The organism is Pseudoclavibacter sp. VKM Ac-2867 (assembly GCF_015351275.1).
GTDB lineage: Bacteria > Actinomycetota > Actinomycetes > Actinomycetales > Microbacteriaceae > Pseudoclavibacter.
In genome coordinates this window covers 1-23,725 of record NZ_JADKSL010000002.1, presented here as the reverse complement: position 1 = coordinate 23,725, position 23,725 = coordinate 1, and the positions used below count along the sequence as shown (strand labels likewise).

Annotated in this window: 23 protein-coding genes; 18 read left to right on the top strand and 5 right to left on the bottom strand. The window is 69.3% G+C overall.

Going from position 1 to position 23,725, the window contains the following annotated elements; all coding sequences use genetic code 11:
* Positions 1 to 2: 2 nt before the first annotated feature.
* From ITJ67_RS03130 to ITJ67_RS03115, 4 genes are read right to left on the bottom strand one after another with little or no spacing between them, the layout of a single operon-like run.
* Positions 3 to 2,513: a hypothetical protein gene (locus ITJ67_RS03130; RefSeq protein ID WP_194676715.1), complete on the bottom strand. Its 2,511-nt coding sequence runs from the start codon at positions 2,511 to 2,513 to the stop codon at positions 3 to 5.
* Entirely contained in the window at positions 2,510 to 2,878 is a 369-nt protein-coding gene (locus ITJ67_RS03125) for a DUF6507 family protein (protein WP_160072907.1), read from the bottom strand. The genes ITJ67_RS03130 and ITJ67_RS03125 overlap by 4 nt, the downstream gene beginning before the upstream one ends.
* Before the next feature lies 1 nt (position 2,879).
* Positions 2,880 to 3,215, bottom strand: a complete 336-nt coding sequence (locus tag ITJ67_RS03120; protein WP_194676714.1) for a hypothetical protein — start codon at positions 3,213 to 3,215, stop codon at positions 2,880 to 2,882.
* 2 nt (positions 3,216 to 3,217) lie between these two features.
* Complete coding sequence (locus tag ITJ67_RS03115; protein ID WP_194676713.1) at positions 3,218 to 4,315, bottom strand: DUF6177 family protein; 1,098 nt, start codon at positions 4,313 to 4,315, stop codon at positions 3,218 to 3,220.
* Between the two features lie 311 nt (positions 4,316 to 4,626).
* Here ITJ67_RS03115 and ITJ67_RS03110 point away from each other — a divergent pair, with 311 nt between their 5' ends.
* Genes ITJ67_RS03110 through ITJ67_RS03025 form a run of 18 tightly spaced genes read left to right on the top strand, consistent with a single transcriptional unit; the run spans position 4,627 to position 22,075 of the window.
* Positions 4,627 to 4,926, top strand: coding sequence for a phosphopantetheine-binding protein (locus tag ITJ67_RS03110; protein WP_160072901.1), 300 nt, complete (start codon positions 4,627 to 4,629; stop codon positions 4,924 to 4,926).
* Between the two features lie 28 nt (positions 4,927 to 4,954).
* Positions 4,955 to 6,169, top strand: coding sequence for a beta-ketoacyl-[acyl-carrier-protein] synthase family protein (locus ITJ67_RS03105; protein WP_194676712.1), 1,215 nt, complete (start codon positions 4,955 to 4,957; stop codon positions 6,167 to 6,169).
* A complete protein-coding gene (locus ITJ67_RS03100) occupies positions 6,166 to 7,074 on the top strand; it encodes a hypothetical protein (protein ID WP_194676711.1) in 909 nt (302 codons plus the stop codon). The genes ITJ67_RS03105 and ITJ67_RS03100 overlap by 4 nt, the downstream gene beginning before the upstream one ends.
* Positions 7,071 to 8,129, top strand: a complete 1,059-nt coding sequence (locus ITJ67_RS03095; protein WP_194676710.1) for a DUF4872 domain-containing protein — start codon at positions 7,071 to 7,073, stop codon at positions 8,127 to 8,129. Before ITJ67_RS03100 ends, ITJ67_RS03095 begins: the two co-directional genes overlap by 4 nt.
* Positions 8,126 to 8,752, top strand: a complete 627-nt coding sequence (locus ITJ67_RS03090; protein ID WP_194676709.1) for a 4'-phosphopantetheinyl transferase family protein — start codon at positions 8,126 to 8,128, stop codon at positions 8,750 to 8,752. Before ITJ67_RS03095 ends, ITJ67_RS03090 begins: the two co-directional genes overlap by 4 nt.
* Positions 8,749 to 9,933: an ABC transporter permease gene (locus tag ITJ67_RS03085; protein ID WP_194676708.1), complete on the top strand. Its 1,185-nt coding sequence runs from the start codon at positions 8,749 to 8,751 to the stop codon at positions 9,931 to 9,933. The genes ITJ67_RS03090 and ITJ67_RS03085 overlap by 4 nt, the downstream gene beginning before the upstream one ends.
* A complete protein-coding gene (locus tag ITJ67_RS03080) occupies positions 9,930 to 10,403 on the top strand; it encodes an acyl-CoA thioesterase (protein ID WP_194676707.1) in 474 nt (157 codons plus the stop codon). Before ITJ67_RS03085 ends, ITJ67_RS03080 begins: the two co-directional genes overlap by 4 nt.
* Positions 10,390 to 11,835, top strand: coding sequence for a phytoene desaturase family protein (locus ITJ67_RS03075; protein WP_194676706.1), 1,446 nt, complete (start codon positions 10,390 to 10,392; stop codon positions 11,833 to 11,835). The genes ITJ67_RS03080 and ITJ67_RS03075 overlap by 14 nt, the downstream gene beginning before the upstream one ends.
* Positions 11,832 to 12,953: a beta-ketoacyl synthase N-terminal-like domain-containing protein gene (locus ITJ67_RS03070; protein ID WP_194676705.1), complete on the top strand. Its 1,122-nt coding sequence runs from the start codon at positions 11,832 to 11,834 to the stop codon at positions 12,951 to 12,953. Before ITJ67_RS03075 ends, ITJ67_RS03070 begins: the two co-directional genes overlap by 4 nt.
* Positions 12,950 to 13,711 carry a 3-oxoacyl-ACP reductase FabG gene (fabG, locus tag ITJ67_RS03065; RefSeq protein ID WP_194676704.1) on the top strand — a complete coding sequence of 254 codons (762 nt, stop codon included), beginning with the start codon at positions 12,950 to 12,952 and terminating at the stop codon, positions 13,709 to 13,711. Before ITJ67_RS03070 ends, fabG begins: the two co-directional genes overlap by 4 nt.
* Positions 13,712 to 13,746: 35 nt before the next feature.
* Positions 13,747 to 14,151: a 3-hydroxyacyl-ACP dehydratase FabZ gene (fabZ, locus tag ITJ67_RS03060; RefSeq protein ID WP_201297740.1), complete on the top strand. Its 405-nt coding sequence runs from the start codon at positions 13,747 to 13,749 to the stop codon at positions 14,149 to 14,151.
* Positions 14,148 to 14,813, top strand: a complete 666-nt coding sequence (locus ITJ67_RS03055; RefSeq protein WP_160072881.1) for an ABC transporter ATP-binding protein — start codon at positions 14,148 to 14,150, stop codon at positions 14,811 to 14,813. The genes fabZ and ITJ67_RS03055 overlap by 4 nt, the downstream gene beginning before the upstream one ends.
* Complete coding sequence (locus ITJ67_RS03050; RefSeq protein WP_194676702.1) at positions 14,810 to 15,526, top strand: flavodoxin family protein; 717 nt, start codon at positions 14,810 to 14,812, stop codon at positions 15,524 to 15,526. The genes ITJ67_RS03055 and ITJ67_RS03050 overlap by 4 nt, the downstream gene beginning before the upstream one ends.
* Positions 15,510 to 16,796 (top strand): ABC transporter permease, encoded by a 1,287-nt coding sequence (locus ITJ67_RS03045; RefSeq protein WP_194676701.1) that lies wholly within the window; start codon positions 15,510 to 15,512, stop codon positions 16,794 to 16,796. Before ITJ67_RS03050 ends, ITJ67_RS03045 begins: the two co-directional genes overlap by 17 nt.
* Complete coding sequence (locus tag ITJ67_RS03040; protein WP_194676700.1) at positions 16,793 to 18,268, top strand: carotenoid oxygenase family protein; 1,476 nt, start codon at positions 16,793 to 16,795, stop codon at positions 18,266 to 18,268. The genes ITJ67_RS03045 and ITJ67_RS03040 overlap by 4 nt, the downstream gene beginning before the upstream one ends.
* Positions 18,259 to 19,158 carry an ABC transporter ATP-binding protein gene (locus ITJ67_RS03035; RefSeq protein WP_194676699.1) on the top strand — a complete coding sequence of 300 codons (900 nt, stop codon included), beginning with the start codon at positions 18,259 to 18,261 and terminating at the stop codon, positions 19,156 to 19,158. The genes ITJ67_RS03040 and ITJ67_RS03035 overlap by 10 nt, the downstream gene beginning before the upstream one ends.
* A complete protein-coding gene (locus ITJ67_RS03030; protein ID WP_194676698.1) occupies positions 19,155 to 20,033 on the top strand; it encodes an ABC transporter permease in 879 nt (292 codons plus the stop codon). The genes ITJ67_RS03035 and ITJ67_RS03030 overlap by 4 nt, the downstream gene beginning before the upstream one ends.
* On the top strand, positions 20,030 to 22,075 hold the full coding sequence (locus tag ITJ67_RS03025) for a GNAT family N-acetyltransferase (protein WP_194676697.1): 2,046 nt from the start codon (positions 20,030 to 20,032) through the stop codon (positions 22,073 to 22,075). The genes ITJ67_RS03030 and ITJ67_RS03025 overlap by 4 nt, the downstream gene beginning before the upstream one ends.
* Positions 22,076 to 22,112: 37 nt before the next feature.
* Here ITJ67_RS03025 and ITJ67_RS03020 read toward each other — a convergent pair whose 3' ends face one another.
* Positions 22,113 to 23,162, bottom strand: coding sequence for a lipoyl protein ligase domain-containing protein (locus ITJ67_RS03020; RefSeq protein WP_160072867.1), 1,050 nt, complete (start codon positions 23,160 to 23,162; stop codon positions 22,113 to 22,115).
* Positions 23,163 to 23,725 lie beyond the last annotated feature (563 nt).

Sequence of the window (23,725 nt, the reverse complement as noted above, 5' to 3'; positions counted from 1 at the left end):
TCCTATCGAGGCAGGCCGAGGTTCAACTCGGCCGGGTTGAGGCCGAGCCGCTGGACGGAGATGCTGCCACCCGGGCTGGCCTTGACGAGCTGGTAGTCGACCCTGACCGAGCCGTCGGCCAGGCCAGCGGCGAGGGCCGGGTTGTCGCGCAGGTACGCGGCGAGGTTCGCGTCGTTGCGGAACACATCGTTGAAGTACAGTGTGGACCCCTGAGCCGCACGGCTGCCGTTCGGCAGCACGGTGCCGTCAGCCAGCGTCGTGCCGTCTGGGAGGATCCGGCCCGTCGTGCTGAGGCGCGCGCTGCCGCCCTTCGCCTCGGCGACGATGAGCGTCTGCGTGCCGTCCTCGCCGACGCGCAGACCGATCTGATCGAACGTCCCGGGGCCAGCCCCGTCGCCGTCAACCACAACCGTTCCGCCCTGCGTGGCGATCGCGTCGCGTGCCGCCTGGTCGCCCATCTGCTCGGACGCGTCCACCTGCGCCACGAAGGCCTCACGCTCGGCGCGGGCCGCGACCTCGAGGTCGGTGATCCGCTGCGACGCAGCGGCGTGCTCCTCCGGCGGCAGGTCCAGCTCATCGAGCTGATCGTTGAGCTCGTCGATGGTCGCCGTGATGTTGTCCTTGTTGAGCGCTCCGCCGTCGACATCGACCGTGAGATCGAGGTCGTTCAGGGCCGCGACCTGCTCGTTGCGGGTCTCGAGCGCCTCATGGCGGATCGCCTCCTGCTCGGAGCGCGTGCTGTGGTGCCCGTCGAACTCCGCAGAGCGGTCGACACCGATGTCCGTCGGAGTGCGGTGCGCGGAGTGGGCGTCGATGTTCGAGGGCTCCACGCCGGGCGAATTGACCGGAGCACCCGTCCGCGGGGACTCGCCGCCGGGCACATCGCCGCGAGGCGCATCGCCGCCTGGCACATCGCGTCCAGGCACATCGCGGCCAGGCGCGGCCGAACCCGGCCCATCCGGCGCGTGCGCAGGCGGCGGGTCGAAGACGGGCGCGGTCGGCGACCCCGGGCCGGTGCCCGGCACGGTTCCAGTCCCGGGCACGGTTCCAGTCCCGGGCACGGTTCCAGTCCCGGGCACGGTTCCAGTCCCGGGCACGGTTCCAGTTCCAGGCACGCCGCCCGTTCCCGGCACGGTTCCCGTTCCCGGCACGGTTCCAGCCCCAGTTCCCGGCACGGTGGTCGAGCCGGGCGCCTCGAGACCGAACGCGTTCGACACGGGAGGGACACCTCCCGTGGGAGCGAGCGCATCCACGACCCCGGTCGCGCCGACGTACGGCGTGATGCGCAGGCCATCCGGTGAGAACCGGATGCCCCTCGTCGCGAGACCGACGGCAAGCGAGCCGCCGGGGATGGCGAAGTCGGCGGCGAAGGCACCGGCACGCGTCACGATCGACCCGACCCGGCCCGCCGTGGAGACGCCCTTGGCGATGTTCGCCCCTGGTATGAAGAACGTGCCGATGTTCGCAAGCGTCTCGGTGCCCGTCGCGACGGCGTCCTCCTCCCAGGCGTGGAAGCCGTTCTCTCCCGCGAGCGCCGCCTGGTGGTCCCAGCCGATGAGGCTTCCCCAGCCGGTCGCGGCGACATTCACGCGATCGTCGAACCACTGGTCCGCCTCCGAGCCTGGAGCGACGAGCTTCACGGCCCAGGTCGTCGGCGACAGCACGACGGCCGTCGAGAGGGCGAAGTTGCCGAGCCCTCCCCAGGCTGCGCCCGCCTTGTCCCAGCCCCAGTCGCCGGAGACAGGGTCGCGGCCGATGAGCGACGCCGCGCCCGTCCACGTGCCGTGCCAGAAGTTGCCTGCGCCGTGCGCGACCGACTCGGAGCAGTTGCGGTCCTCGTCGGCGGGGTAGCCCCAGGGCAGCTCCGTCGACGCCATGATCGCCTCGGCGGTGATCGCCTCGTCTTCCGTCACGTAGCTGCCAGTGCTGAGGGTCTCGAGGCCGGCCGCGCAGGTCGTCGCGGCGGCGGAGACGGTCTCGATGATCGCGGCGTACTCGGCGAGCAGCTCCTCGTTCTTGTCCCGTGCGGGGCCGTGCTCGGTCCACGAGATGTGCTCGGTCTTGTCGCCCAGTTTCGTGATGTCGGTCGTCGCCCACTCCCACGACAGCCCGTGCGCATCCCACACCGTGACGTTGTAACCCCGGAGAGCCTCCTGCCGGAAGGCGGCGGCTCGATCCTCGAGGTCCTTGAGGGTCGTCTTCACACCCTCGAGCTCCTCAGCGTAGGTGCGCAGGTAGCCGGCCGCGCTCGAGAAGCTCGTCTCGACGTCGGAGGCCGCGTTGGTCGCCGGCGAGATCGCCGCATACACGGACTCCTGCTCTGGGGCCTGGTACGAGGCGCCGATGCCCGCCCAGGTCGTGCTGATCGTCGACACCTTATCGACGAGGCCAGTCCCCATGCCCTCGAGCGAGGTCGCCGAGCCCTCGATGACCGACGTGTCGAGGTCCGCGCTCTTGCAGACGAACGCAGACGGGTCGATGAGCCCGTCGCCGGTGCAGACTTCGATCGTCACGCGTCCCCCTGGTATCCGTGCTGCTCGAAGAAGCTGAAGTCGCCGTCCGAGCCGTCGGCGATCGCACCCTGGAACTCGAGCGCCATCTGCTCCTGCCCGTTGTTGTAGGCGTAGACGGCGTTGGCGACGCCCGCGACGCTCGCGTTCACGGTGTTGCCGACCGCGGTGACGTTCGACTGCTGCTCCGTGAGCAGCCCGGCGAGGGCCTCGGAGACTCCGACGGTGATACCGCCGCCCCACGCGACCCCGGCCATGACGCCGTTCATGCCGGCCTCCGTGATCACGGTCGCGAGCTCTCCCTGCGTGGCCTGCACGCTCGTGAGCACGCCCTGCACGCCGGTTGGATCGATCTTCCAGTCGGACACGTCACACCCTCTCTGTCACTGAGCCGCCGATCGCCGAGGCGAGCCGCTCGGCGAGCTCACGCCCCCGCTGTGCCGCGCCCCTCGGCACGGTCACCTCCGTCCAGAGCCCGAACGCGGCAGGCGGATGCGCCAGCGCCGCGGCCGCGCTCGTCGCGTCCACGATCGGCTGGCTCTCGAAGAGCGTGAGCAGCGATGCGCCGTCGCCGTCGACCGCGTGGCGGACCGCGCCGCCCTCGAACGAGATGAGCTGCCCTTCCGGATGCGTGCCCGCGATGGCTCGCGCGACGGCCTCGTCGCTCGGCGCGACCTCACTCAGCAGGACCAGTTCGATGGGCATGCTCAGCTCCTCCCGACCTTGGTGTCGCCCGTTGCGAATTCCAGGGCGAGTGCGGACGCGAGGCGCTCCTGATCGAGGTCGGAGGCGAACGCGCGCAGCTGGTGCCACAGCGGGTCGCCGCCGGAGAGACGGACGACCAGCGCTGGAGCCCTGCGGAGGCCGACGGTCGTGACGTCGTGTCGCTCGGCGAGCGCGTCGACGTCGACCGCGAGATCGCGGACGGCGCGGGCGCCGAGGAGGACAGCCAAGGGCTGCTCTGGCCTGCGCACGCCAGGGAGCCGCCCGGAGGAGCCAGCTCGCTCCTCGACCTCGCCGCAGGACAGGAGCGCGACATTCACGCGTGCCCGCTCTGCCAGCGCCTGCAGGGTGTCGAGGACCCGCGGATGCGCGGCGAGCGCACCCCCTGGCGCGTCGGCGAGCGTGGAGAGCTCCGCGTCGCGAATCGGCACGATGCCCCGCACGTGCTCGAGCAGGCCCGTCTTGGTCCGGGACGCTGCGAGGCTCACTGCCGAGCCGTCGTCACCGGTTGCGTAGTGGCGCTCGGTGACGGGCATCTGCCGCCGCATGGACTCGGTGACGGCAGCATGCGACCAGCGCCCGGCGAGCGGTTCGACCACACCCCACCGTTCGAGCCCGGACCCGCCGAGACCCGCGACGAGCTGGTCGGCGACGCCGCCGATCAGAGTGCGCTCGTCGGCGCGGTCTCGCACGTACACGTCGAAGACGAACGAGGGGTCGGTGTGCTCGCGAAGGTGAGCGAGCGTCGGGTGCGCTTCTGGCACTCGGTCGGCCCGTGGCGCCCAGAAGTCGCCGAAGCTGGAGATGCGTGTTCCCCGGAAGGCGTCGAACATCGCGCCCTCGAAGGAGACGGCCCAGTAGCCTCCTGCGGCCTGGAACGCATCCGCGACGAAGGTGGACACGTGCGCGTGGTCGGTCGTCACGAGAATGGGCCGCAGGCGTGCGGCGTGGGCGTCCATGAGGAAGCGCTGCAGCGGCCTGGAGAGCGTCACGCGCTCTGCCGACGCCCAGTAGACCGTGTAGCCGCCGCCGGCCCCGTCAGCACCTCGTTCGTCGGAGAGCGGGTCGATGAACGCGGTCACGCGGTCACCGCCTGGCAGGCTCTGGCCTTGCTGAGCTGGCACGGCACGTGGAACTGGTGCGGCACTTGGGAACCTCCGGGGCACTCGGACGAATCGCCAGATTATCTGGAGAACGGCGACACCCGAAGGGCAGTTCTCCCCTGGCGACCGATCGCCTCACGCGAGCAGTGCCACCGCCGCTCGACTGCCCCGCACAGCTCGGCCTCCTCCACAGACAGCAAGACGGGTTTGTTACTCGTGATTCCTCCTGCTACTGTCCGAAGTGCTACTTAAACGTAGCTCCCTGGGCGACGGACAAGAAGGAAATCATCATGGCGAACACTGACCTCGAGAACGACATCGTCGCGGCGATCGTCACCCGGCTGGGCTTGGAGATCGAGACGGCTGACGTCGACGTCAACGCTCCGATCTTCGCCGCCCTGGCCGAGGGAACCGAGTTCGAGGAGAGCTCCCTGAACCTCGATTCCATCGACATCCTCGAGGTTGTCCTCGCCCTCGGCAGTGCGTTCGACGTGGAGCTGCCGGACGACCAGCCTGAGATCTTCGGCTCCGTGCGGGCCATCGCCACCCATATCAGCGAGCAGCGTCCCCTCGACGCGCCCTCGTCCTAGACTGCGCCGCCCACCGACTGGTCCAGCAGTGCGCATCCTCATCACCGGCGTCGGGCTCCTCAGCCCGATCGGCAACAGCTTCACGGAATTCAGCGAATCGCTTCGAAACGGCGACTCGGGATTCGCGCCGATCACGACCTTCGACACCACCGAATTCCCGTACGACCGAGGCGCGATCATCAGAGAGCTGCCGGACGCGTTCGCGGCGTTCGCCCCGAATCGACCGGGATGGGAGACGGCCCAGCACTACGGAGCATTCTGCGCGAGCCGCGCCCTCGCAGACGCCGGCCTGTCCTCCGAAGAGCTCGACCCGTTTCGCACCGCGGTGGTCGTCGCCTCGTCGAACGCTGGCGTCGAGACCAGCCAGGCGTACGCCGAGCAATCGCTGGCGGGAACCCTCGAGACGGGGGCGACCATCGTGCGGACGCCTGGAACCGTCGCGGCGTCGATACGATCCGAGTTCGGGCTCCGCGGCCCCCAGGCATCCGTGTCGACGGCCTGTGCCGCAGGAAGCAACTCCGTCGGACTCGCCTGCGACCTCATCACAGCTGGCCACGCCGACCTGGCTCTCGCCGGCGGTGCCGAACCGTTCTCGATGCTGTCCTACTCCGGCTTCACGCTCCTCAAGTCCTTGACGCACGATGCGCTCCGGCCGTTCGATGAGCTCCGAGACGGCACCGGGCTCGGCGAGGCCGCCTGCATGTTCGTGCTCGAGTCCGAGGCGTCAGCCATCGCACGAGGCGCTCGAGTCTACGGCGAGGTCGCAGGGTACGGGCTCTCCGACGACGCGCACCACGCGACGGCCCCCGACCCGAGCGGACGAGGGGCGGAGCTCGCGATCCGGCAGTGCCTCGATCAGGCGGGTGTGCTGCCCGCCGATGTCGACTACGTCAACGCGCACGGCACAGGCACGCGGTACAACGACGTCATGGAGCTGACCGCGCTGCGGAGCGTCTTCGGCGACGGGCTCCGCGCCATCCCCGTGAGCTCGACGAAGCCGCTGCACGGCCACACGCTCAGCTGCGCGGGCAGCATCGAGCTCCTCGCCTGCCTCGCCGCGATGGAAGGCGGCTTCGTACCGGGCAACTTCGGCCTCCGAGAGGCCATGAGCGGCTTCGAGGACCTCAAGCTGCCGACGCGCACCCTCGAGGATCACGGCGTGGACGTCGCCATCTCCACTTCGTTCGGCTTCGGCGGCAACAACACCTGCATCGCCGTGCGAAGCTTCCGGCCGCCGGCATGATGACCCACGGTCAGCCGGTCAGCCCCGCGAACCCGGCCGCCGCGCATCCCGTCGTCGCACCAGCGCAGCTCATCTTCGGCCACCTCGGCATCGAGATCGAGCCGCTCGCAGTCCGCGCCATGGCCTCCGCGTTTCGCTACGTCCGGCCCATCGCCGACGGTCGAGACGAGTTCGGTGGACTGGAGGCCGCCTTCGACCTGTTCGAGGCTTCGGGGTTCAACTGCGAGCAGTTCCGGACCACAGACAGCGCGCAGTTCCTCGAAGCCGCACGGCGCGAGCACACACTGACGGAGCGACGCTGGCGAGCGGCGCCGATGTACGCAATTCACCCCGAGACGGATCCGGCGACGGGTTCGAGGACTCTCCTCCCCGTCGCACTCAGTGAGTTCGACGCCGCATCGGTCCGCGTCACCTCGATCTACGCCGACCGTTCGCTCAGCTACCGCGAGCTCAGCAGCGCGTCCATGACGTCCTGGGGGTACGCCGCGCCTGTCCCCTCCCTCAGCGCGATCATCTCGCCGAGCCGATTCTCGTTCACGCGGCGGGCCGCACGTTCCCTGGGCCTCGCGCTTCAGCGCATGAGGGTCGCGGAGGATGGCCTGTCGATGCTGTCGGACTGGCTTGACTCGCACCCCAACCGGGGCGACGTCGCCGCGTACCGCCGCCGACTTCGCGCGGTCTCCTGCGGTGACAGCGCCTACGGACGCACGCAGCTCGTCGACGCCCTCGACACCTACGGCGGCGCCAATGCGCACGACGCCACGAGGCTGGGATTCCTGCGGTCCGCCGAACTGCACCGGGCATTCCTCGACGGCGACGACACCGCGCTCACCGCGATTGTCGCGGTCGAACGAGCCGCGCTCGAGACGGTCCGCGTCTGGCGAGAAGCGGAGCCCGAGTCGTGAGCCTCACCGCGCGCACGAGCTGGCCGGAGACCTACCGACGCGGGTCGCACTGCTTCTCCACGATGCTCTCGAACGTCTTCGAGGGCACCGGGTTCGACCTCGACGAGGAGCTCTGCTTCGTCATAGGCGGCGGCTTCGGGTTCCTCTTCCACCGCGAGGAGAGCACCTCCTACGTCAACGCCCGCATGCACGACCTCGAGCACTTCTTCGCGCGACGCACCGGCTCGCGCATCGAGTTCGTCTCGCATCCGGACGCGGACGCGATGACCGAGCGTGCACGTGACTGGTCGGAGCAGGGACTCCTGCCCTACCTCTACTGCGAGGCACGAGAGCTCCCCAGCTTCGCGGGTGTCCTCCCCTGGGACGAGGTCCACGCGTTCGGCGAGCACGCGCTTCCCGTCAGGACCGTCCTGCCGAACGGCGACCTGATCTGCAACGACTACCTGTGGTCGACGCCGCTCCCGGTGTCCGCCGCGAGCGCGGCCGCCGCGGCCTCGATGCCGAGCGATGGCTCCCTGCTCATGGCGGCGCCGGCACGGAAGTTCGCCGTCGGGCGAATCGTTCCGCCGAGGCTCGTCCCCGACCTCGACGAGGTGCTGACCGTCTCGCTCGCGGAGAGCGCCGAGCTGTTCCTCAACCCCGCGAACAACACGCAGGGAGAACGGGCCCTGAAGGCACTCGAACGCGAGCTGTCCTCGATGTCCGACGTGCTCACGACTCAGCAGATTCGGAGAGAGCTGCTGTCGATCTCGACCATGCTCGAGAAGATCGGGACCGGCGGCGGTGCTGGTCGACACCTCTTCTCACGCGGGCTGCGCGCAAGCGCGCGCCACCTCGGTCACGGAGACCTCGACGCGGTCGCAGACAGGTACGCGAGCCTCGGACGAGGGTGGCGCGCGTTCGCGAGTGCGCTCCGCGCCCATGCCAGGGCCGAAGACCCGAGAGAAGGCTGGGGCGACCTCGTCTCACGGATGCGCGAGCTGCGCCGCGCGGAACTCGAGGCCGTCTCCCGGCTCTCGTCTCTCGCCACCTCCCTCCTTCGAGGCACCTCGTGATCGCGGTCAGCTGGCTGGACAGGACGGAGACGCGGCGTGCAACGTCGCCGACCGCGGGCTGGCAGCTGCGCCGAGCCGCGGGGCGTGCGCTCCTGACCGAGACGCTCGCTGAGTTCGGCGTGCACGACGCGCGGGTGACCCGTCGGCCTCCCGAGAAGCCTCGGCTCGAGACGAGCGGGCTCCACTTCTCGACGTCGCACTCGGGCGAGCTGTCCGTCTGCGCGGTCGCCCGCGAGCAAATCGGCATCGACCTCGAAATCGTCGGCTCACCCAGGGAGCACCGGCTGGCCCGTGAGCTGCCGTCGCTGCGCTCGGGGTTCTTCACCCCCGCAGAACGCCGAGAGCTCGCGACGTCACCGGCTCGGCTGCTCGAGATCTTCGTCCTCAAGGAGTCCTGGGGCAAGCGTGCAGGGCGCGGGCTCGGCATCGGCTTCGGCGCTTTCGACGAACCCGGACTGCGCGCATCCCACCCTGATGTGGAGTTCACGCGGCTCGCCATCCCGGGTGCCGTCTGCATCCTGGCCCACCCCGTCGGCACCGAGATCAGCGTCCTCCGGCGCACGCCGACCGCTCTTCAGCTCGCTGCCGCGGCTGCCACCGATCGAAAGGAACGAGCCGCATGATCAGACTGGCGCTGCACGACGTCGTCCACTACCGGCGCGAAGCTGCAGGAGTCGTGAGCCAGGTGGCCATCGGCATCGCGCTGTTCGTCATCGCGCTCTCCTTCGTCGGCTCCATCGGCCAGAACGCCGACCGGCTCGTCTTCGGGAGCGTCGGAGCGACGTGGCTCGTCGAGCCGAGCGCCGACGCCGCCCTCAGCTTCGACGCTGCGACGGCGCAGCGCTTCTCGTCCGCGAGCGGCGCGGAATCGGTGCGGCCCCGGCTGCAGCTCACCGCGAACATCTCGAACCCGAACGGCACGAGCGCACGCCCCGAGAGCGCATCGGTGAGCCTCATCGGCGCCGATCTCTCCGCAGAACCGCAGCTGGCCGACAACCTCGGACTCCCCGCGGAACGCATCGGCACGCAGCACATCGAACTCCATGAGAAGACCGCGAGCCGCCTCGGGGTCACAGCGGGAGACGAGGTCAGCGTCTCCGTGGCCGGCGTCGAGATCAGCTACACCGTCGATGACGTCGTCACCCCAGACATCCAGAGCTTCCTCATGGAGAGCTGGGCGATCGTCGACCGCGTCAGCCTCGCCGAGCGTGTGCACGGCGACCCTGGCAGCGTCAACACGATCCTCGTCGACGCCGATGACGACGAGTCGGCGCGAGCCGGGATCACCGCCGCTGCCGCCGAACTGGGCACCCCGAGCACGGTGTCCTCCTGGTCGGAGACGAGCTGGTCGGCCCTCATGCTCGGCCCGAAGATCTGGGGCATCCTCCTGGTGTCCATCTTCACGTTCACCTACGTCGTCATCTGCATCGGCCTCACCTCGCTCATCTACTCGGCCATGCTCTCCCGCGTCGGCGACCTTGCCGTGCTGAAAGCCGTCGGAATGCGCGGTGGGACGCTGCGGCGGATGTACCTCGCGGAGGTGGTTGCCCAGTTCATCGTCGGATACGCCGTCGGCGCCCTCCTCGCCGTCGCCACGGTGGCCGTCGTGAACTTCCTGGAGGTCTCCTCCACGGACTCGGCCTTCGCGTTCGCCGTGGGGTCGACGAAGCTCCACCTCGACCCGAGCTGGTGGGCATTCGCGGCCCCCTTCGCCATCGGCATCACGTTGACCGGGGCAGTGCTCTGGTTCCCGGTCCACGGAGTGTCGAAGCAGCCCGCGCTCACCTTGCTGGAGCTCCGATGAGCGGCCGCAGCGTGAACGAGACTCGGTTCTCCATCCGCTTCAGCGAGACCGACATGGCCGGCGTCTTCCACCACAGCAACCTGTTCACCTGGTTCGAGGTCGGACGCTTCGCGCTCATCGACGAGCTCACCCGCGGCGGGAGCCTGCTCGAAATCGAGGGAGACACGCTCTTCGTCCCGGTCACCAAGACGCGAGTCTCGTTCCTTGGCCTCGGACGCTTCGGCGACGAGCTTCGCCTCGAGACCTTCCTGAAGCCGCAGGCGACCACGAAGCTCGTCTTCTACTACCGCCTGACCCAGGTACGCGACGGCAGCCCCGTGGCGATCGGCGTGACCGAGCACGTCGTACTCCGGGGCACCAACCGGTTCCTCTTCAGATGGCCCGAGTCGACGAGGCACCGCATGGACAGCTTCTTCGCGGAGCACCCGGACGCGGTCACCGACGGAAGGGAATTCGATGCCAAGCTCTGAGTGCATCGTCGTCGGCAGCGGCATGGCCGGCCTCGTCGCGGCGGCCCGCCTCACGGCGCACGGCCACCACGTCACGGTCCTCGAGCAGCGCGAGCAGGCCGGCGGCTACTTCGGAGGGTTTCGGAACGACGCCGGCGACCACTTCGACCTCGCCGTCTCGCACCTCCTCGGTGGCCACCCCGGAGGGGCACTCCACACCCTGCTCCACGAGCTCGGCCTCGAGCACGCCGTGCACCTCGAACCCGTCGACATCGCCGACGTCATGGTCATCGGCGACCGACGCATCACCCTGCCGACCGGCCTCGACCGGCTCCAGAAGAGCCTTGGAGTCCAGTTCCCGGAGTCCACGGCAGATCTGACCGCGTTCTTCGGCTTCATGCGCGAGTTCCTCGGCGGTGCCGACGACGACGGCTCGCAGGACAAGGGCCGATTCATGATGCGGAACTACCGGCGAGGCTTCGAGGAGTTCTGCACGGCCACCATCGCCGACCCGCTGCTGCGCACTGCGCTCGCCATGCGCATCCAGTGCGACGAGTCGTCACTCTTGATCATGGCCGGGTTCTTCACCGAGTGCTACGCGAAGGGGATGGTCTCCCTCCGAGGAGGCGTGCGCACGCTCGTCGACGCCCTGGTCGGGTACATCACCGCGTCGGGTGGCGAGGTGCTCCTCGGCGCGGAGGTGACCGCACTCCTCGCCGCCGACGGAATCGCGCGGGGCGTTCAGCTCGCGGACGGCTCGACGAGAGCAGGGGACGTCATCCTCTACAACGGCGACGTCTTCGCGCTCGAGCGGATGCTGTCCGAGCACGGAGGCACGGGCATCGTCGTCGAGGGTCGACGACGCGGGCACTCCTCGCTGAGCCTGTTCCTCACGCTCGAGGGCGTCGACCTCTCACGGTTCGCGGGCGCCGCCCGCCACTACCTCACGGACACCGACGACGTGTTCGAGACCTATCGGGTGCTCGAGACCGGCAGGCTGCCTCACCACCCGGTGATCAAGCTGCACTTCCCGAGCCGGATCGACCCCTCCCTAGCGGCACCGGGCCGAGACCTCATGCGCGTGGAGGTCGACATGTATCACGACGAGGAAGCCCACGACGAGGCCTTCTACGACGAGTATGCGCAGGCCATCGAAGGCCTCGTCGCGAGGCTCCTGGTCCCAGAGCTGCGCGAGCACTGCGTGTACCGCAGGGTCGCGACCCCGCTCGACTACCTGCGCTGGTTCGGGCACCGAGGCGGATCGGCGACGGGCTGGGCCCACGACGTCGACAACTACCTGGTGCGCCGGATCAGCCAGCGCACCAGCCTGCAGAACACCTTCATCACCGGCCAGTGGGGCGAGCACGGATCGGGCCTGCCGCAGCTGATCGCGTCCGCAGCGAGATCCATCTCCCTGGCAGAGAACTGGCTGAGAAAGAGAGCACAGCAATGACGACACCCACGCTCATCACCGGCCTCGGGGCGATATCGCCCCTCGGCCTCCACCTCCAGGACCACGCGGCGTCCACCGACGCGCTCGACCGATTCGGCTGGGCCTTCGCCGACATCGACGAAGCCGAGGGCCTCGCGTCGCGTGGAACGACGCAACTCGGACACGAGACCCGGCCGATTCCGGAGGGCTTCAGCATCACGGACTACGTGAAGCCCGTGGGACTCCGCCGCAAGAAGCGCTTCAGCCAGGTCGCCATGGCGGCCGCCACCGATGCCTTCACCTCGGCGCGGCTCGGCGAGCGGCCAGCCGACCTCGAGCGAGTCGGCGTGGTCACCGGCACCGAGTACGGACCGCAGAGGGTCGTCAGCGAGTACCTCGAGGGTCTCCTCGGCGGCGGGCTCCAGCAGGCGAGCCCCGGGCTCTTCACGCAGACCGTCTACAACGTGGCCAACGGCCAGGCGAGCCTCGCCCTCGGCCTCAAGGGAGCCAACTCGACCCTCGTCGGAGGGTCAGCGCTTGCCTACGCCGAGCTGCTGCTCACCTCAGGAAAGGCGGAGGTGATGCTCGCCATCTCCCTCGACGAGACCAACCGGATCATGACCGAGTACTTCGACCGCGTCTTCGAGGACCCCCGAGGGGTCGCCTTCACCTTCGCCACGGGGGAAGCGGCAGCCGTCGTCGTCCTGGAGTCGGCCCGGTCGGCCGAGGAACGCGGTGCGACGCCGCTCGCGACGCTTCTGAGCACGGCCTCGGCTTCGGCCGCAGGCGCAGGCGTCAGCTATCTGGACTGGCAGGCCGACGACACGACCATCGAGCATTCGATGCGGCTGGCGCTCGAACGCGCGAACCTCGCCATCGACGACGTCGACACGGTCGTCGGCACCGCGAACGGACTCGAGGGGCTCACGCGGAGCGAGCTCTCCGCCATCCGCGCCATCGGCCACCGCGGCAGCGTGCTGCTGCCGAGACTCGCGACCGGCGAGTGCTTCGGCGGCAACGAGGCGATCGCCCACATCATCGGCCTGCAGGCATCCGCGCCCGGCTCGAGAATCCTCACGACCGTGGCGACCGTCAACGGCGGCGTCACCTCGACGATCACTCGGAAGGCGGCAGCGTGAACGCCCATCGTCACCTCGCAGGCACCACACGCGTCTGCGTCACCGGCGCAACCCGCGGAATCGGACTCGCCGTCGCGGAGCGATTCCTGCACAGCGGGGCTCGCGTCGCCGTGAACTACCGCAGCGCTCGGAGCGAGACCATGTCGGTGCTCGAAGGCCTCGAGCACCGCTACCCGGGCCAGGTGCTGCCGGTCAAGGCGGATGTCTCCTCCTTCGCCGAGGTGAAGGCCATGTTCGCCGAGATCAAGGCCGCGTGGGGTGGGCTCGACGTGCAGGTCAACAACGCGGGCCACGCCAAGGACGGATACGCGCTCATGATGAGCGAGCAGTCCTGGCGTTCGGTGGTCGACACCGACCTGTCCGGGACCTTCTCCTGCTCGAGGCAGGCAGCCTGGCTGATGGCCGCCGCCAAGCACGGGACCATCGTGAACATCGCCTCCGTGAGCGCCCTCACGAGCCCCATCGGGCAGGCGAACTACGCGGCAGCGAAAGCCGGCGTCATCGCCCTCACCAAGACCCTCGCGAAGGAACTCGCGACGTTCGGGATCCGGGTGAACTCAGTCGCTCCCGGCTTCATCGACACCGACATGCTCGATTCGCTGCCGCAGCCGACTCGCGACGACTACCTGAAGCTGATCCCCCAGGCTCGCTTCGGGCGGGCGGAGGAGATCGCGGACGTCGTCCAGTTCCTTGCGGGGCCGGGCGCCTCGTACATCAACGGGCACTGCCTGGTCGCAGATGGAGGGCTCACCGCATGAGTGGCATGAATGGCGCCGCGACCACGCGCGACCTCATGGCGAGGCTCCCCCACCGGTACCCGTTCCTTCTGCTCGACAGGATCGAGGAGCTCGTGCCCGGAACCTCGGTTCGCGCGATCAAGAACGTCACGGTCAACGAGCCGCACTTCGCGGGCCACTTCCCCGGGAACCCGATCATGCCCGGAGTCCTGATCCTCGAGGCGATGGCCCAGGCAGGGGGCCAGCTGTTCGACATCGGGGATCGGCTCTGCGTCCTCGCCCGAATCGACACCGTCCGCTTCCGGAACGCCGTCGTCCCCGGCGACCGACTCGTCCTCGACGCACGGGCGATCGCGATGCTCGCCTCCATGGGGAAGGTCGAGGCGACCGCGACCGTCGACGACCGCATCGTCGCGAGTGCCGACATCACCTACAGCTTCCTCGAAGGACGTACCGCATGATCACGACGCAGGACCTGACCAAGACGTATGGCGAGGGCACGAGCGAGGTGCGCGCGAACCGCGGCATCTCTCTCGAGATCGCGGCCGGCGAGTTCGTCGTGCTCGCGGGCCCCTCCGGATCGGGCAAGACCACCCTGCTCAACCTCATCGGCGGGCTCGACACAGCGACCTCAGGCTCGATCAGGGTCAACGGCGCTGAGCTGACCCGCCTCTCGCCTCGTGAGCTCTCCGACTTCCGCCGCGATCAGATCGGCTACGTGTTCCAGAAGTCGAACCTCGTCGGCTCCCTCTCCGTCTACGAGAACGCCGTCCTGCAGCTCCGAGTCCAAGGTCGGCTCACGCGAGGAGCCGCAGCCAGGACCCGCGAGCTGCTGACCGCTGTCGGCCTCGGCGACAAGCTCACGGCGCTTCCGCGCCAGCTGTCGGGAGGCCAGCAGCAGCGCGCGGCGATCATCCGCGCCGTCACGAGCGGAACCGCGGTCGTCGTCGCCGACGAGCCGACGGCGAGCCTCGACGGGCGCAACGCGGACGGGGTCCTCGATCTCCTGCGCCTGCTCAACGAGCGGGACGGCACGACGATCGTCGTCTCGTCTCACGACGACCGAGTCCTGGCAGCGGGGAGACGCATCGTGCACCTCGTCGACGGGCGGCTCGCGGCGTGAAGATCCTCGCCATCCACTCCAGCCCGCGGCCGAGCAACCTCAGCCACACGGCGGTGATGCTCGAAGCCTCCCGCGCGTACCTCGCCGAGCAGCGCCCGGCCTGGCGGTACGAGGAGACCGCGCTGTGGAACCTGGACATCACGACGTGCGACGGCAACGGCCGCTGCTTCCGTCGAGATGGATGCACGTTCGTCGACGACGCGGAGACCCTGATCGACGCGATGCTCGCCGCGGACGGCGTCATCCTCGCGAGCCCGAACTACTGCGCGAACGTCAACTCGACGATGATGCGCTTCATCGAGCGGACGACGCGCCTGAGCCACCGGCAGCTCCTGGCGGGCAAGGGGGCGCTCGCGATGTCGACGTCCGCGAGTCCGTTCGATGCCCCGTACGCGGCCGAGTACCTCAGGCGAGTGCTCGGGAGCTACGGTGCCAGCGTCGTCGACGTCTGCAACATCGGCAGCCCCATGATCGTGTTCGACTACGGCGACACTGCGCCGGGCAAGGCCATGCGGGCATCTCTCGACGCCTTCATCTCGGCTGTCGAATCGCCCAGCGAGCACGTCCCCGCAGAGACCTTCGGCGTCGACATCCGGCGATCGCTTCGAGAGCACCCGGACGTCGCGAAACGGCTCTTCCGCAGCGACGAGCGGTACTTCGCGGAGCAGGACCGAACCACGAAGGAGAGGGCGACAGATGATGCGAGCCAATGACCCAGAGCCGACCGAGCGCCCCGGATCGACCGCAGGGCGCGAAACGCCAGGGGAGAGTGCGAGCCTCGACCTGCGCTACAAGCTCCACATGGCGGTGTCCATGATCCGCGCGAACCCCCGCAACGCCCGGACCTTCACGAGCGTCTCCGTCGCGACGTTCGGACTGCTGCTCTCGTTCGCTGCGATCACCGCGATGGGCACCATGATGACGCAGTCGGCCAGCGACATCGTCAGTGGCGACGTCTCCGCGTTCGCGGACGGGTACGAGTACTCGATGCTCAACCCCGAGTCCGACGTCGTCACCTACATCGCGGACGCCGAGTCCACGCTGGAGCGCGTCGCGGGAGCCGAGGGCGTCGAGCAGGTGCGGCCGCGTCTCACGGCCGGCGCGAGCATGACGGTCAAGGCACAGGATGCCGGGGTTGTCCTCGTGGGCTCGGACATCGCCGCGGAAGGCTACGAGATCGTCGCAGGGCAGGCCCCGGCAGGCGCAGCCCAGGTCTGCATCAACATCGCTCAGCGAGACGAACTCGGCATCGACGTCGGCACGAGCGTGCGCCTCTCGGTCGCTGGCGCGCCCGTCGATGCCGGTCCCATCACCGCCGACGTCGTCTGCGTGTACGACAACAGCCGCTTCGGGCTCTTCCGCTCCAGCTCCGTGGTCATGGACATCGCCGGCATGCAGCAGATCCTGGATCGGCCAGACGCCATCACGCAGATCCTCATCACACTCGCCCCGGGTATCGACCCCGCGACAGCGGCGGCGTCCCTCGGCGCTGATGCTCCCGGGCTGCAGTTCCTCACGTCGAAGGAGACGGCCGGCCTGATCTTCACCGTCCTCGCCGCGCAGCAGGCGATCATGTGGGCGCTCGTGATCGTCGCGGCGCTCATCTGCGCGGTCCTCATCGGCAACGTCGTCGGGTTCTCCCTGCGTCGCGACCGACGCGAACTCGCGACAATGCGGACGATGGGGTTCAGCGCGAAGGACATCGAGACGGTTTACGCCGTGCAGGTCCTGCTCATCGGGCTCGGGATGGTCCTCATCGGCACTGTCGCAGCCATCATCGCCGTCGTGATCGCAGGTGCCGTCGGCATCCCGATCGGCGACGGGCAGCAGCTGTTCGGGGGCGACACCCTCCGGCCCTCGCTGAAGGCCTCGGACGTCCTGCTCACCGGGGGACTCATGATCGCCGCACAGCAGGCCGCGAACGCCCTCGCCGCTCGGAAGCTGCTCTCCCGCTCACCGGTGCAGATGGCGGAATCCGCATGAGGAACACGGCGGCTCGTTCCCCGTTCCGGAAGGGGTCGTTCGCGCCGGTCGCTGAGGAGGTGACCGCCTTCGACCTGGCGGTGACCGGATCCATCCCGACCGACCTCGACGGCCGGTACCTCCGAAACGGGCCCAATCCGATCGGCGTCGAGCACGCGAGGTTCCACTACTTCCTCGGTGCCGGCATGATCCACGGCGTGCGCCTCAGGGACGGCCGCGCCGAGTGGTACCGCAACCGCTGGGTCCGGCAGAGCCCCGTCACGCGAGCGCTCGGCGAACCCCGACGCGCGTATTCGGTGCTCGGCGGCGTCGACACTCCCTCGAACATCAACGTCGTCGGGCACGCTGGCAGGATCCTGTCCCTCGGCGAAGGCGGGACGCTCCCGTTCGAGCTCGACGCGAGCCTCGAGACGGTGGGCCCGTACGACTTCGACGGCAAGCTGCGGGCCGGCCTGTCCGCGCATCCGAAGACGGACCCAGAGACCGGGGACCTCCATACGGTCGGCTACTTCTCCGGGTCACGATCCGTCGAGTACTGCGTCGTCTCCGCGCCCGGTCAGCTGGTCCGCTCGCAATCGGTCGAGCTGCCCACGGCCACGATGATGCACGACTTCGCGCTCACGAACGAGCACGTGATCCTCTTCGACCTGCCCGCCAAGTTCAGCGCGCTGGCCGCCGCCGCTGGAGACCCCTTCCCGTTCCGCTGGAGCTCGGCGGCGCAGGCGCGGCTCGGCGTCTTTGCCCGAGGCGACGAGCGCGCAGGCGTGACGTGGTTCGACCTCGACCCCGTCTGGATCTACCACACGGTCAACGCCTTCGAATCGGACAACGTCATCACCCTCGACGCCATCACGCACCCCTCCATGTTCGCCACGCGTCGCGGTTCAATCGAAGGCCACGGCACCCCGTCGCTCGAGCGATTCACGCTCGACCTCACCCGCCGAAGCGTGGTCCGGCGCCGACTCGACGACACCCCGCAGGAGTTCCCGCGCATCGACGACCGCCGCTCCGGCCGCCGGAACCGTTTCGCCTACACGTCAAGCGCCGGTGAGCTCGTCGCGACCTGGCGGACCGGGCCGAGAGAGCTCGACGACGTCCCCGACTCGGAATTCGACAACGTGCTGTTCAAGCACGACCTGGACCGCGGCTCCGCGCAGGCGCGGCGGCTCGGCACCGACGCGGCAGTCGGCGAGGCGATCTTCGTCCCACGAGCCGGGAGTGCCCAGGAGGACGACGGCTACCTGCTCTGCTACGTCCACAACCCGCAGCGGAACGCCAGCGACCTCCTGATCCTGAGCGCCCAAGACTTCGGCGGCGACGAGCTCGCGCGCATCCACCTCCCCGCGCGCATCCCGCTAGGTCTGCACGGCAGCTGGATCCCCGCCCACGACGACGGCCCGCAGGCAGGGCCGGACCGCCGCGAGCACCACACGGCCAAGGCGCAAAGCACGAAGGAGAACTGGTGTCGGTAGAGGTCGAGAGACTCAGCAAGACGTACGGCGAGCTCGTCGCAGTGGACGAGCTATCGCTCTCCGTCCCCGGAGGCTCGGTCTTCGCCTTCCTCGGGGAGAACGGCGCAGGCAAGTCCACGACCATCGGGTGCATCACGACGACGCTCACCCCCACCTCGGGCACGATCACCGTCAACGGCTTCGACGTGCAGACGGAAGCGCAGCGGGTGAAACGCACCATCGGAGCCGTCTTCCAATCGTCCCTGCTCGACCCGCTCCTGACCGTGCGGGAGAACCTCGAGATCCGGGCGGGCTTCTACGGGCTCAGCAAGCAGGAGAACAGAACCCGCACCGCCGAGCTCGCAGGCCTCGTCGGCATCGAGCCCATCCTGAACCGACGGTACGGCCCCCTCTCCGGCGGGCAGCGGCGCAGGGCGGACATCGCGCGGGCACTCATGCACCGACCGACCGTGCTGTTCCTCGACGAACCCACCGCCGGACTCGACCCGCAGTCGCGAGAGCTCATCTGGTCGACGATCCACGACATCCGCCGAGATCAGGGCACCACCATCTTCCTCACCACCCACTACATGGAGGAGACAGAGAACGCCGACGAGGTCTGCGTCATCGACAAGGGGCGGATCGTGGCGGCCGGGACACCGGCCCAGCTTCGCGCCGAGTTCAGCTCGAGCGTGCTGACACTCCGCGTCGACGACCCCGCGGAGGCCCTCCGCCTCTGCGCGGCCTCCGGCATCGACGTGCGCCGAGAGGGCGACGACCTCCGGGTCACCGTCTCGTCATCGACGGAGGCGCTCGACCTCCTGCGTCGCCTCCGAGTCCGAGACTTCGAGTTCCGACACGGCACCATGGACGACGTCTTCCTCGCCCTCCTCAAGGGGGTCGCCGCATGAGCAGCATCTGGCTCCTCACGGGACGCAACCTCCGTCTGTTCTTCCGCGACCGGATCGGCGTCTTCTTCTCGCTGCTGTCCGCGATCATCCTGATCGCGCTCTACGCGCTCTTCCTCGGCGGACTGCAGGTCGACACCCTCCGAGCCTCGTTCCCGCAGGCCGCCGACGCCGACGTGCGCTGGTTCGTCGACTCGTGGGTCTTCGCGGGCATCACGATGATCACCACCCTCACGACCGCCATCGCCGGCCTCGGCGTCTTCGTCGACGACAACGTCACCGGTCGCTTCCGGGACTTCATGGTGTCGCCCCTCCGACGCTCCCAGGTGGTGCTGGGCTACCTCATCGCCGGATTCATCATCTCGGTGATCATGACCACGGTCATCATCGTGATCGGCCAGCTCTACCTGCTCACGCAGGGGCACCCGCCCCTGACACCGGGCAACCTCGGGACGACCTTCGCCTTCGTCCTCCTCTCGAGCGCGACCTTCTCGGGGCTCGGCGCCTTCATCGTCACCTTCCTGCAGACGGCCGGCGCCTTCACCGCGGTGTCAACCGTCATCGGGTCGCTCATCGGGTTCTTCTCCGGCGCGTACGTGCCGGCCGGCACGCTGCCCGCCGGAGTCGTCACGATGATCAACACGCTGCCCTTCGCCCAGGCCGCCATGCTCATCCGGCGTCCGTACACCGAGCAGGCAGCCAGCGCCCTGGCCGGCGGCGACCAGGCCGCGCTCGACGGGATCCGGGACTTCTACGGGATGACCGCGAGCATCGGCTCGCTCGAGCTGACCGCCAGCGTCGCGAGCCTCGCCCTCGCCGCTGTCTTCGCGCTCTTCCTGAGCCTCGGAGTGTGGCGCCTCTCCGCGAAAATCCGATGACCACCAGGATCAGGCCCTTCGACGCCGCCACGGACGCGGACCGGGTCGCCCGCTTCATCAACGACCACGGGACCGGGCCCGCCGTGACGGGACTGCCGCTTGACGGCGCATCCCTGCTCGCGAGCATCCAGGAGACCGGAGTGCGCCTCCTCCTCGTGGCGGAGAGCCGAGGCGCGATCGTCGGCACCCTCGCCTACGCGCGCATGTCCGGACGCCGGGTGGCGCCAGAAGGCCACCTCTTCGCCGTCATGTTCGTCGTCGAGCGCACACTGCGAGGCGGCTTCCTCGTCGGCGAGCTGTTCGCCGAATCGTTCCGGCGCTTCCCCTCGCTCGGCCTGCGCACCCTGCGACTCGAGGTCGACCCCGCCAACCAGCGAGCGTTCCCGCTCTACGTGCGCGTCGGCTTCCGCAACGTGGCCTCCCCGAGACCAGACGAAGACGGCTACCTGGAACTCGTGAACCACCTCCCGGGGATCTCATCGACCCTCGTCCCCGGAGAGTCCGGCCTCGTGGGCCCGAGCGGGCCGGGATCCGAGACACGATCACTGCGGGCGGCTCGGGAGGAGTCGCTCACCGGCGGTGTCCGCATCGACGGAGCCGGACGGACTCTCATCGACTACCAGCTGCGCATCGGCACGAGCCGGATCGAGGCGGTCGTGCACGGCCAGACGGGCGAGCTCGTCTCGGGGAGCGTCGACGGCGAGCCGGCCGAGATTCCGGATGCGGAAGTCGCCCCTCAGTCGCGAGCGGCGCATCCGCCGCTGCGCCACGAGCACGGCGGGTTCCGCGCCGAGCTGGACGTCGAGACGGGCACCCTGACCGTTCGGCACAGGGACCGGCTCGGCCCGGTGCTCGTCGACGCGTTCCCCGTCTGCGGCGACACCCCGGCAGGCGTGCGGCGGCCAGCGGTCACGCGGGTGAGCGTCAGCCAGCACGGCGGCGCCTGGACCACCACCTCGGAGCACCTCACCCGGGTCGTCACCGTCCGGCGCGGGAGCATCGAGCTCAACGTCACGCAGAACTGCGGCCACCTCCTCACCGCCTCACCCTGGAGCGGGTTTCGCGACGCCGAGCTGACGGTCTCGGCGCGCGGCCGAGACGAGCGCTCGGCCCACGTGGTGCGCGGGATCTGGCCTCCCGAGGCCACCGACTTCGAACCCGCCGTCGGCCCTGCCCACACGTACGAAGCGCTCGGCGTGCGAGCGAGCTGGCACGAGAAGCACCACGGAATCGGCATCGACGTGACCGGACTCACCTCGGGCATCTGGCGAGTCGAAGGACCGCATCTAGCCCGAATCAGCGGGCACGGCACGATCGCCTACCGCATCGAGCTCCGCGACGGGCAGCAGAGGCGGATGCCCATGCCGACACCGACACCGATGCCCATGCCAACGCCGACGCCCCGAGGGCCGCGAACGCGCGCCCCACACGAGGCCGAGGGCCTCACTCCTGGGGGCGGCCTCGACGTGTCGGCCGCGACGGGCCTCCACGCCTGGCGGCATCGCGGCATCCACGTGCTGGAATCCTCCCAGCCACGCAGTCGCTCCATCGGACCCCTCAACCGCCTGCCAGCAGCAGCCTGGGTCGCACGCCTCCGCGACCGGACGACGCCAGACCACGGCGTCGAATGGGCGCTCCACGACGCCAGCTTCGCCCTCGACGGCTCCAGCGGAGACGAACGACGCTGGAGCGTACAGCCGAACGCCGACTTCTCCGCGATCGACATCTCCCTGAGCGATCCGACCCGAGCACCCGGCACCGACGACCTCGCGGTCTTCGTCTTCGTGCCGGCGACCGCCGAGCACATCGACTTCGGCGACGGACCGGACGCGAAGCGCCTGAGCATCGCGGGAGCACCCTGGCGCACCTGGACGCGTGCGTTCCGGTTCCCGACCCCCGCCGGCGACGTGCTGGTCGAACCCACCGACGGTGACCACACGGAGGTGCTCCTCCGCGCCGGACCAGCCGGCGTGCTCGCGACGCTCCTCGCACGCCCAGCAGGCGAGGAGCGTCACGCCCGCTGGCGCCTCACCCTCGTCTGACCCCGCAAGCGCACGCGTACGCGTACGCGTACGCAGGCTACGGAACCCGGTGCGTCCACTCCCGCGAAGCGAACTTCGACTCCGCCAGCTCGCGCGCACGCGCCAGCTCGTCCTCGGTGAGCTCACCCGGTGTGCCCCCGTAGTGCTCCACGAACGTCTGCTTGAAATGGTCGATGATCACCGAACGCTCAAGTCCTGTCTGCGAGCGAAGCGGGCTCACCCGCTTGTTCGCAGACTGCGTGCCCTTGTCGCTCAGCTTCTCCCGGCCGATGCGCAGCACCTCCGTCATGCGGTCGCCGTCGATGTCGTAGCTGAGCGTCGCGTGATGCAGCACCGCACCCGAGCCGAGCCGCTTCTGCGCCGCCCCGCCGATCTTGCCCGACGGGCTCGCGATGTCGTTGAGCGGCTCGTACCTCGCGTTGATGCCCAGGCCGTGCAGCGCATCCAGCACCCACGAGTCGAGGAACGCGTACGACTCCGCGAACGACATGCCATGCACCAGATCGCTCGGGACGTACAGCGAGTACGTCACCACCGACCCGGCCTCCATGAACATGGCCCCGCCGCCCGTGATGCGTCGCACCAGCTGCACCCCGTACTTGTCGAGGTTCTTCTGGTCGACCTCGTTCTTCACCGACTGGAATGAGCCGAGCACGACTGCCGTCTCATCCCACTCCCACAACCGCAGCGTCGCTGGCCGACGACCGGCGCCGACCTCCTCCGTCAGCACCTGGTCGAGCGCGACGTGCTCTCGGGGAGACAGAGGGCCCGGATGCAGGATCTGCCAGTCGTACGCGCGCCAGTCTCTGGCGCCGAGAACGGCACGGCGCACGACGACGCCGACCGCCTCCGGCGTGACACCGAGCAGCGTCGCGTCCTCCCGCAGGCCGTCCCGAACCGCCGCCGAGATGTCCTCCGCCGACGAATCGGCGGCGAGCCCCCGCAGCGCGCTGTTGATGTCGTCGAGCGCCTCATCGGGCTCGAGGAAGAAATCACCGGCGAGGTGCGGATCGACGATGCGACCGCCCTCCACCTCGAGGTCGACTGTGACGAGCTTCCCGCCAGGAACCTTGTACTCACCGTGCATGAGAGCACTCTACGGCGCTCCGCTCGCACCCGACCAGCGCCTGCCCCCTCCCGCCTCCGCCATCGCCGTCGCCATCGCCTCCGCCGTCGCCACCGCGCCACCCCGAATAGGTCAGTCTCACCCCATCGCAGCCCCGAAAACGGGGCAAAAACGCCCCATCCGCTCGCACCCGACCACCGCCTGCCCCCCTCCGCCACCTCCGCCACCACCACCGCCACCGCCACCGTCTCCGCGCCACCCCGAATAGGTCGGTTCCTCCCCATCGCGGCCCGGAAGACGGGGCGAAAACGCCCCATCCGCTCGCACCCGGCCGCCGCCTGCCTCCTCCCGCCCGCGCCGTCTCCACCGCCACCGCCTCCGCCTCCGCCTCCGCCGAATAGGGCGGTTTCACCCCATCGCAGCCCCGAAAATGGGGCGAAAACGCCCCATCCGCTCGCACCCGGCCGCCTGCCTCCTTCCGCCTCCGCCATCGCCGAATGGGTCGGTTTACCCCCTTCGCAGCCCCGAAAACGGGGCGAAAACGCCCCATTTGGCGGTGGGGCGGGCGCGCGGGCGCGCGCCCG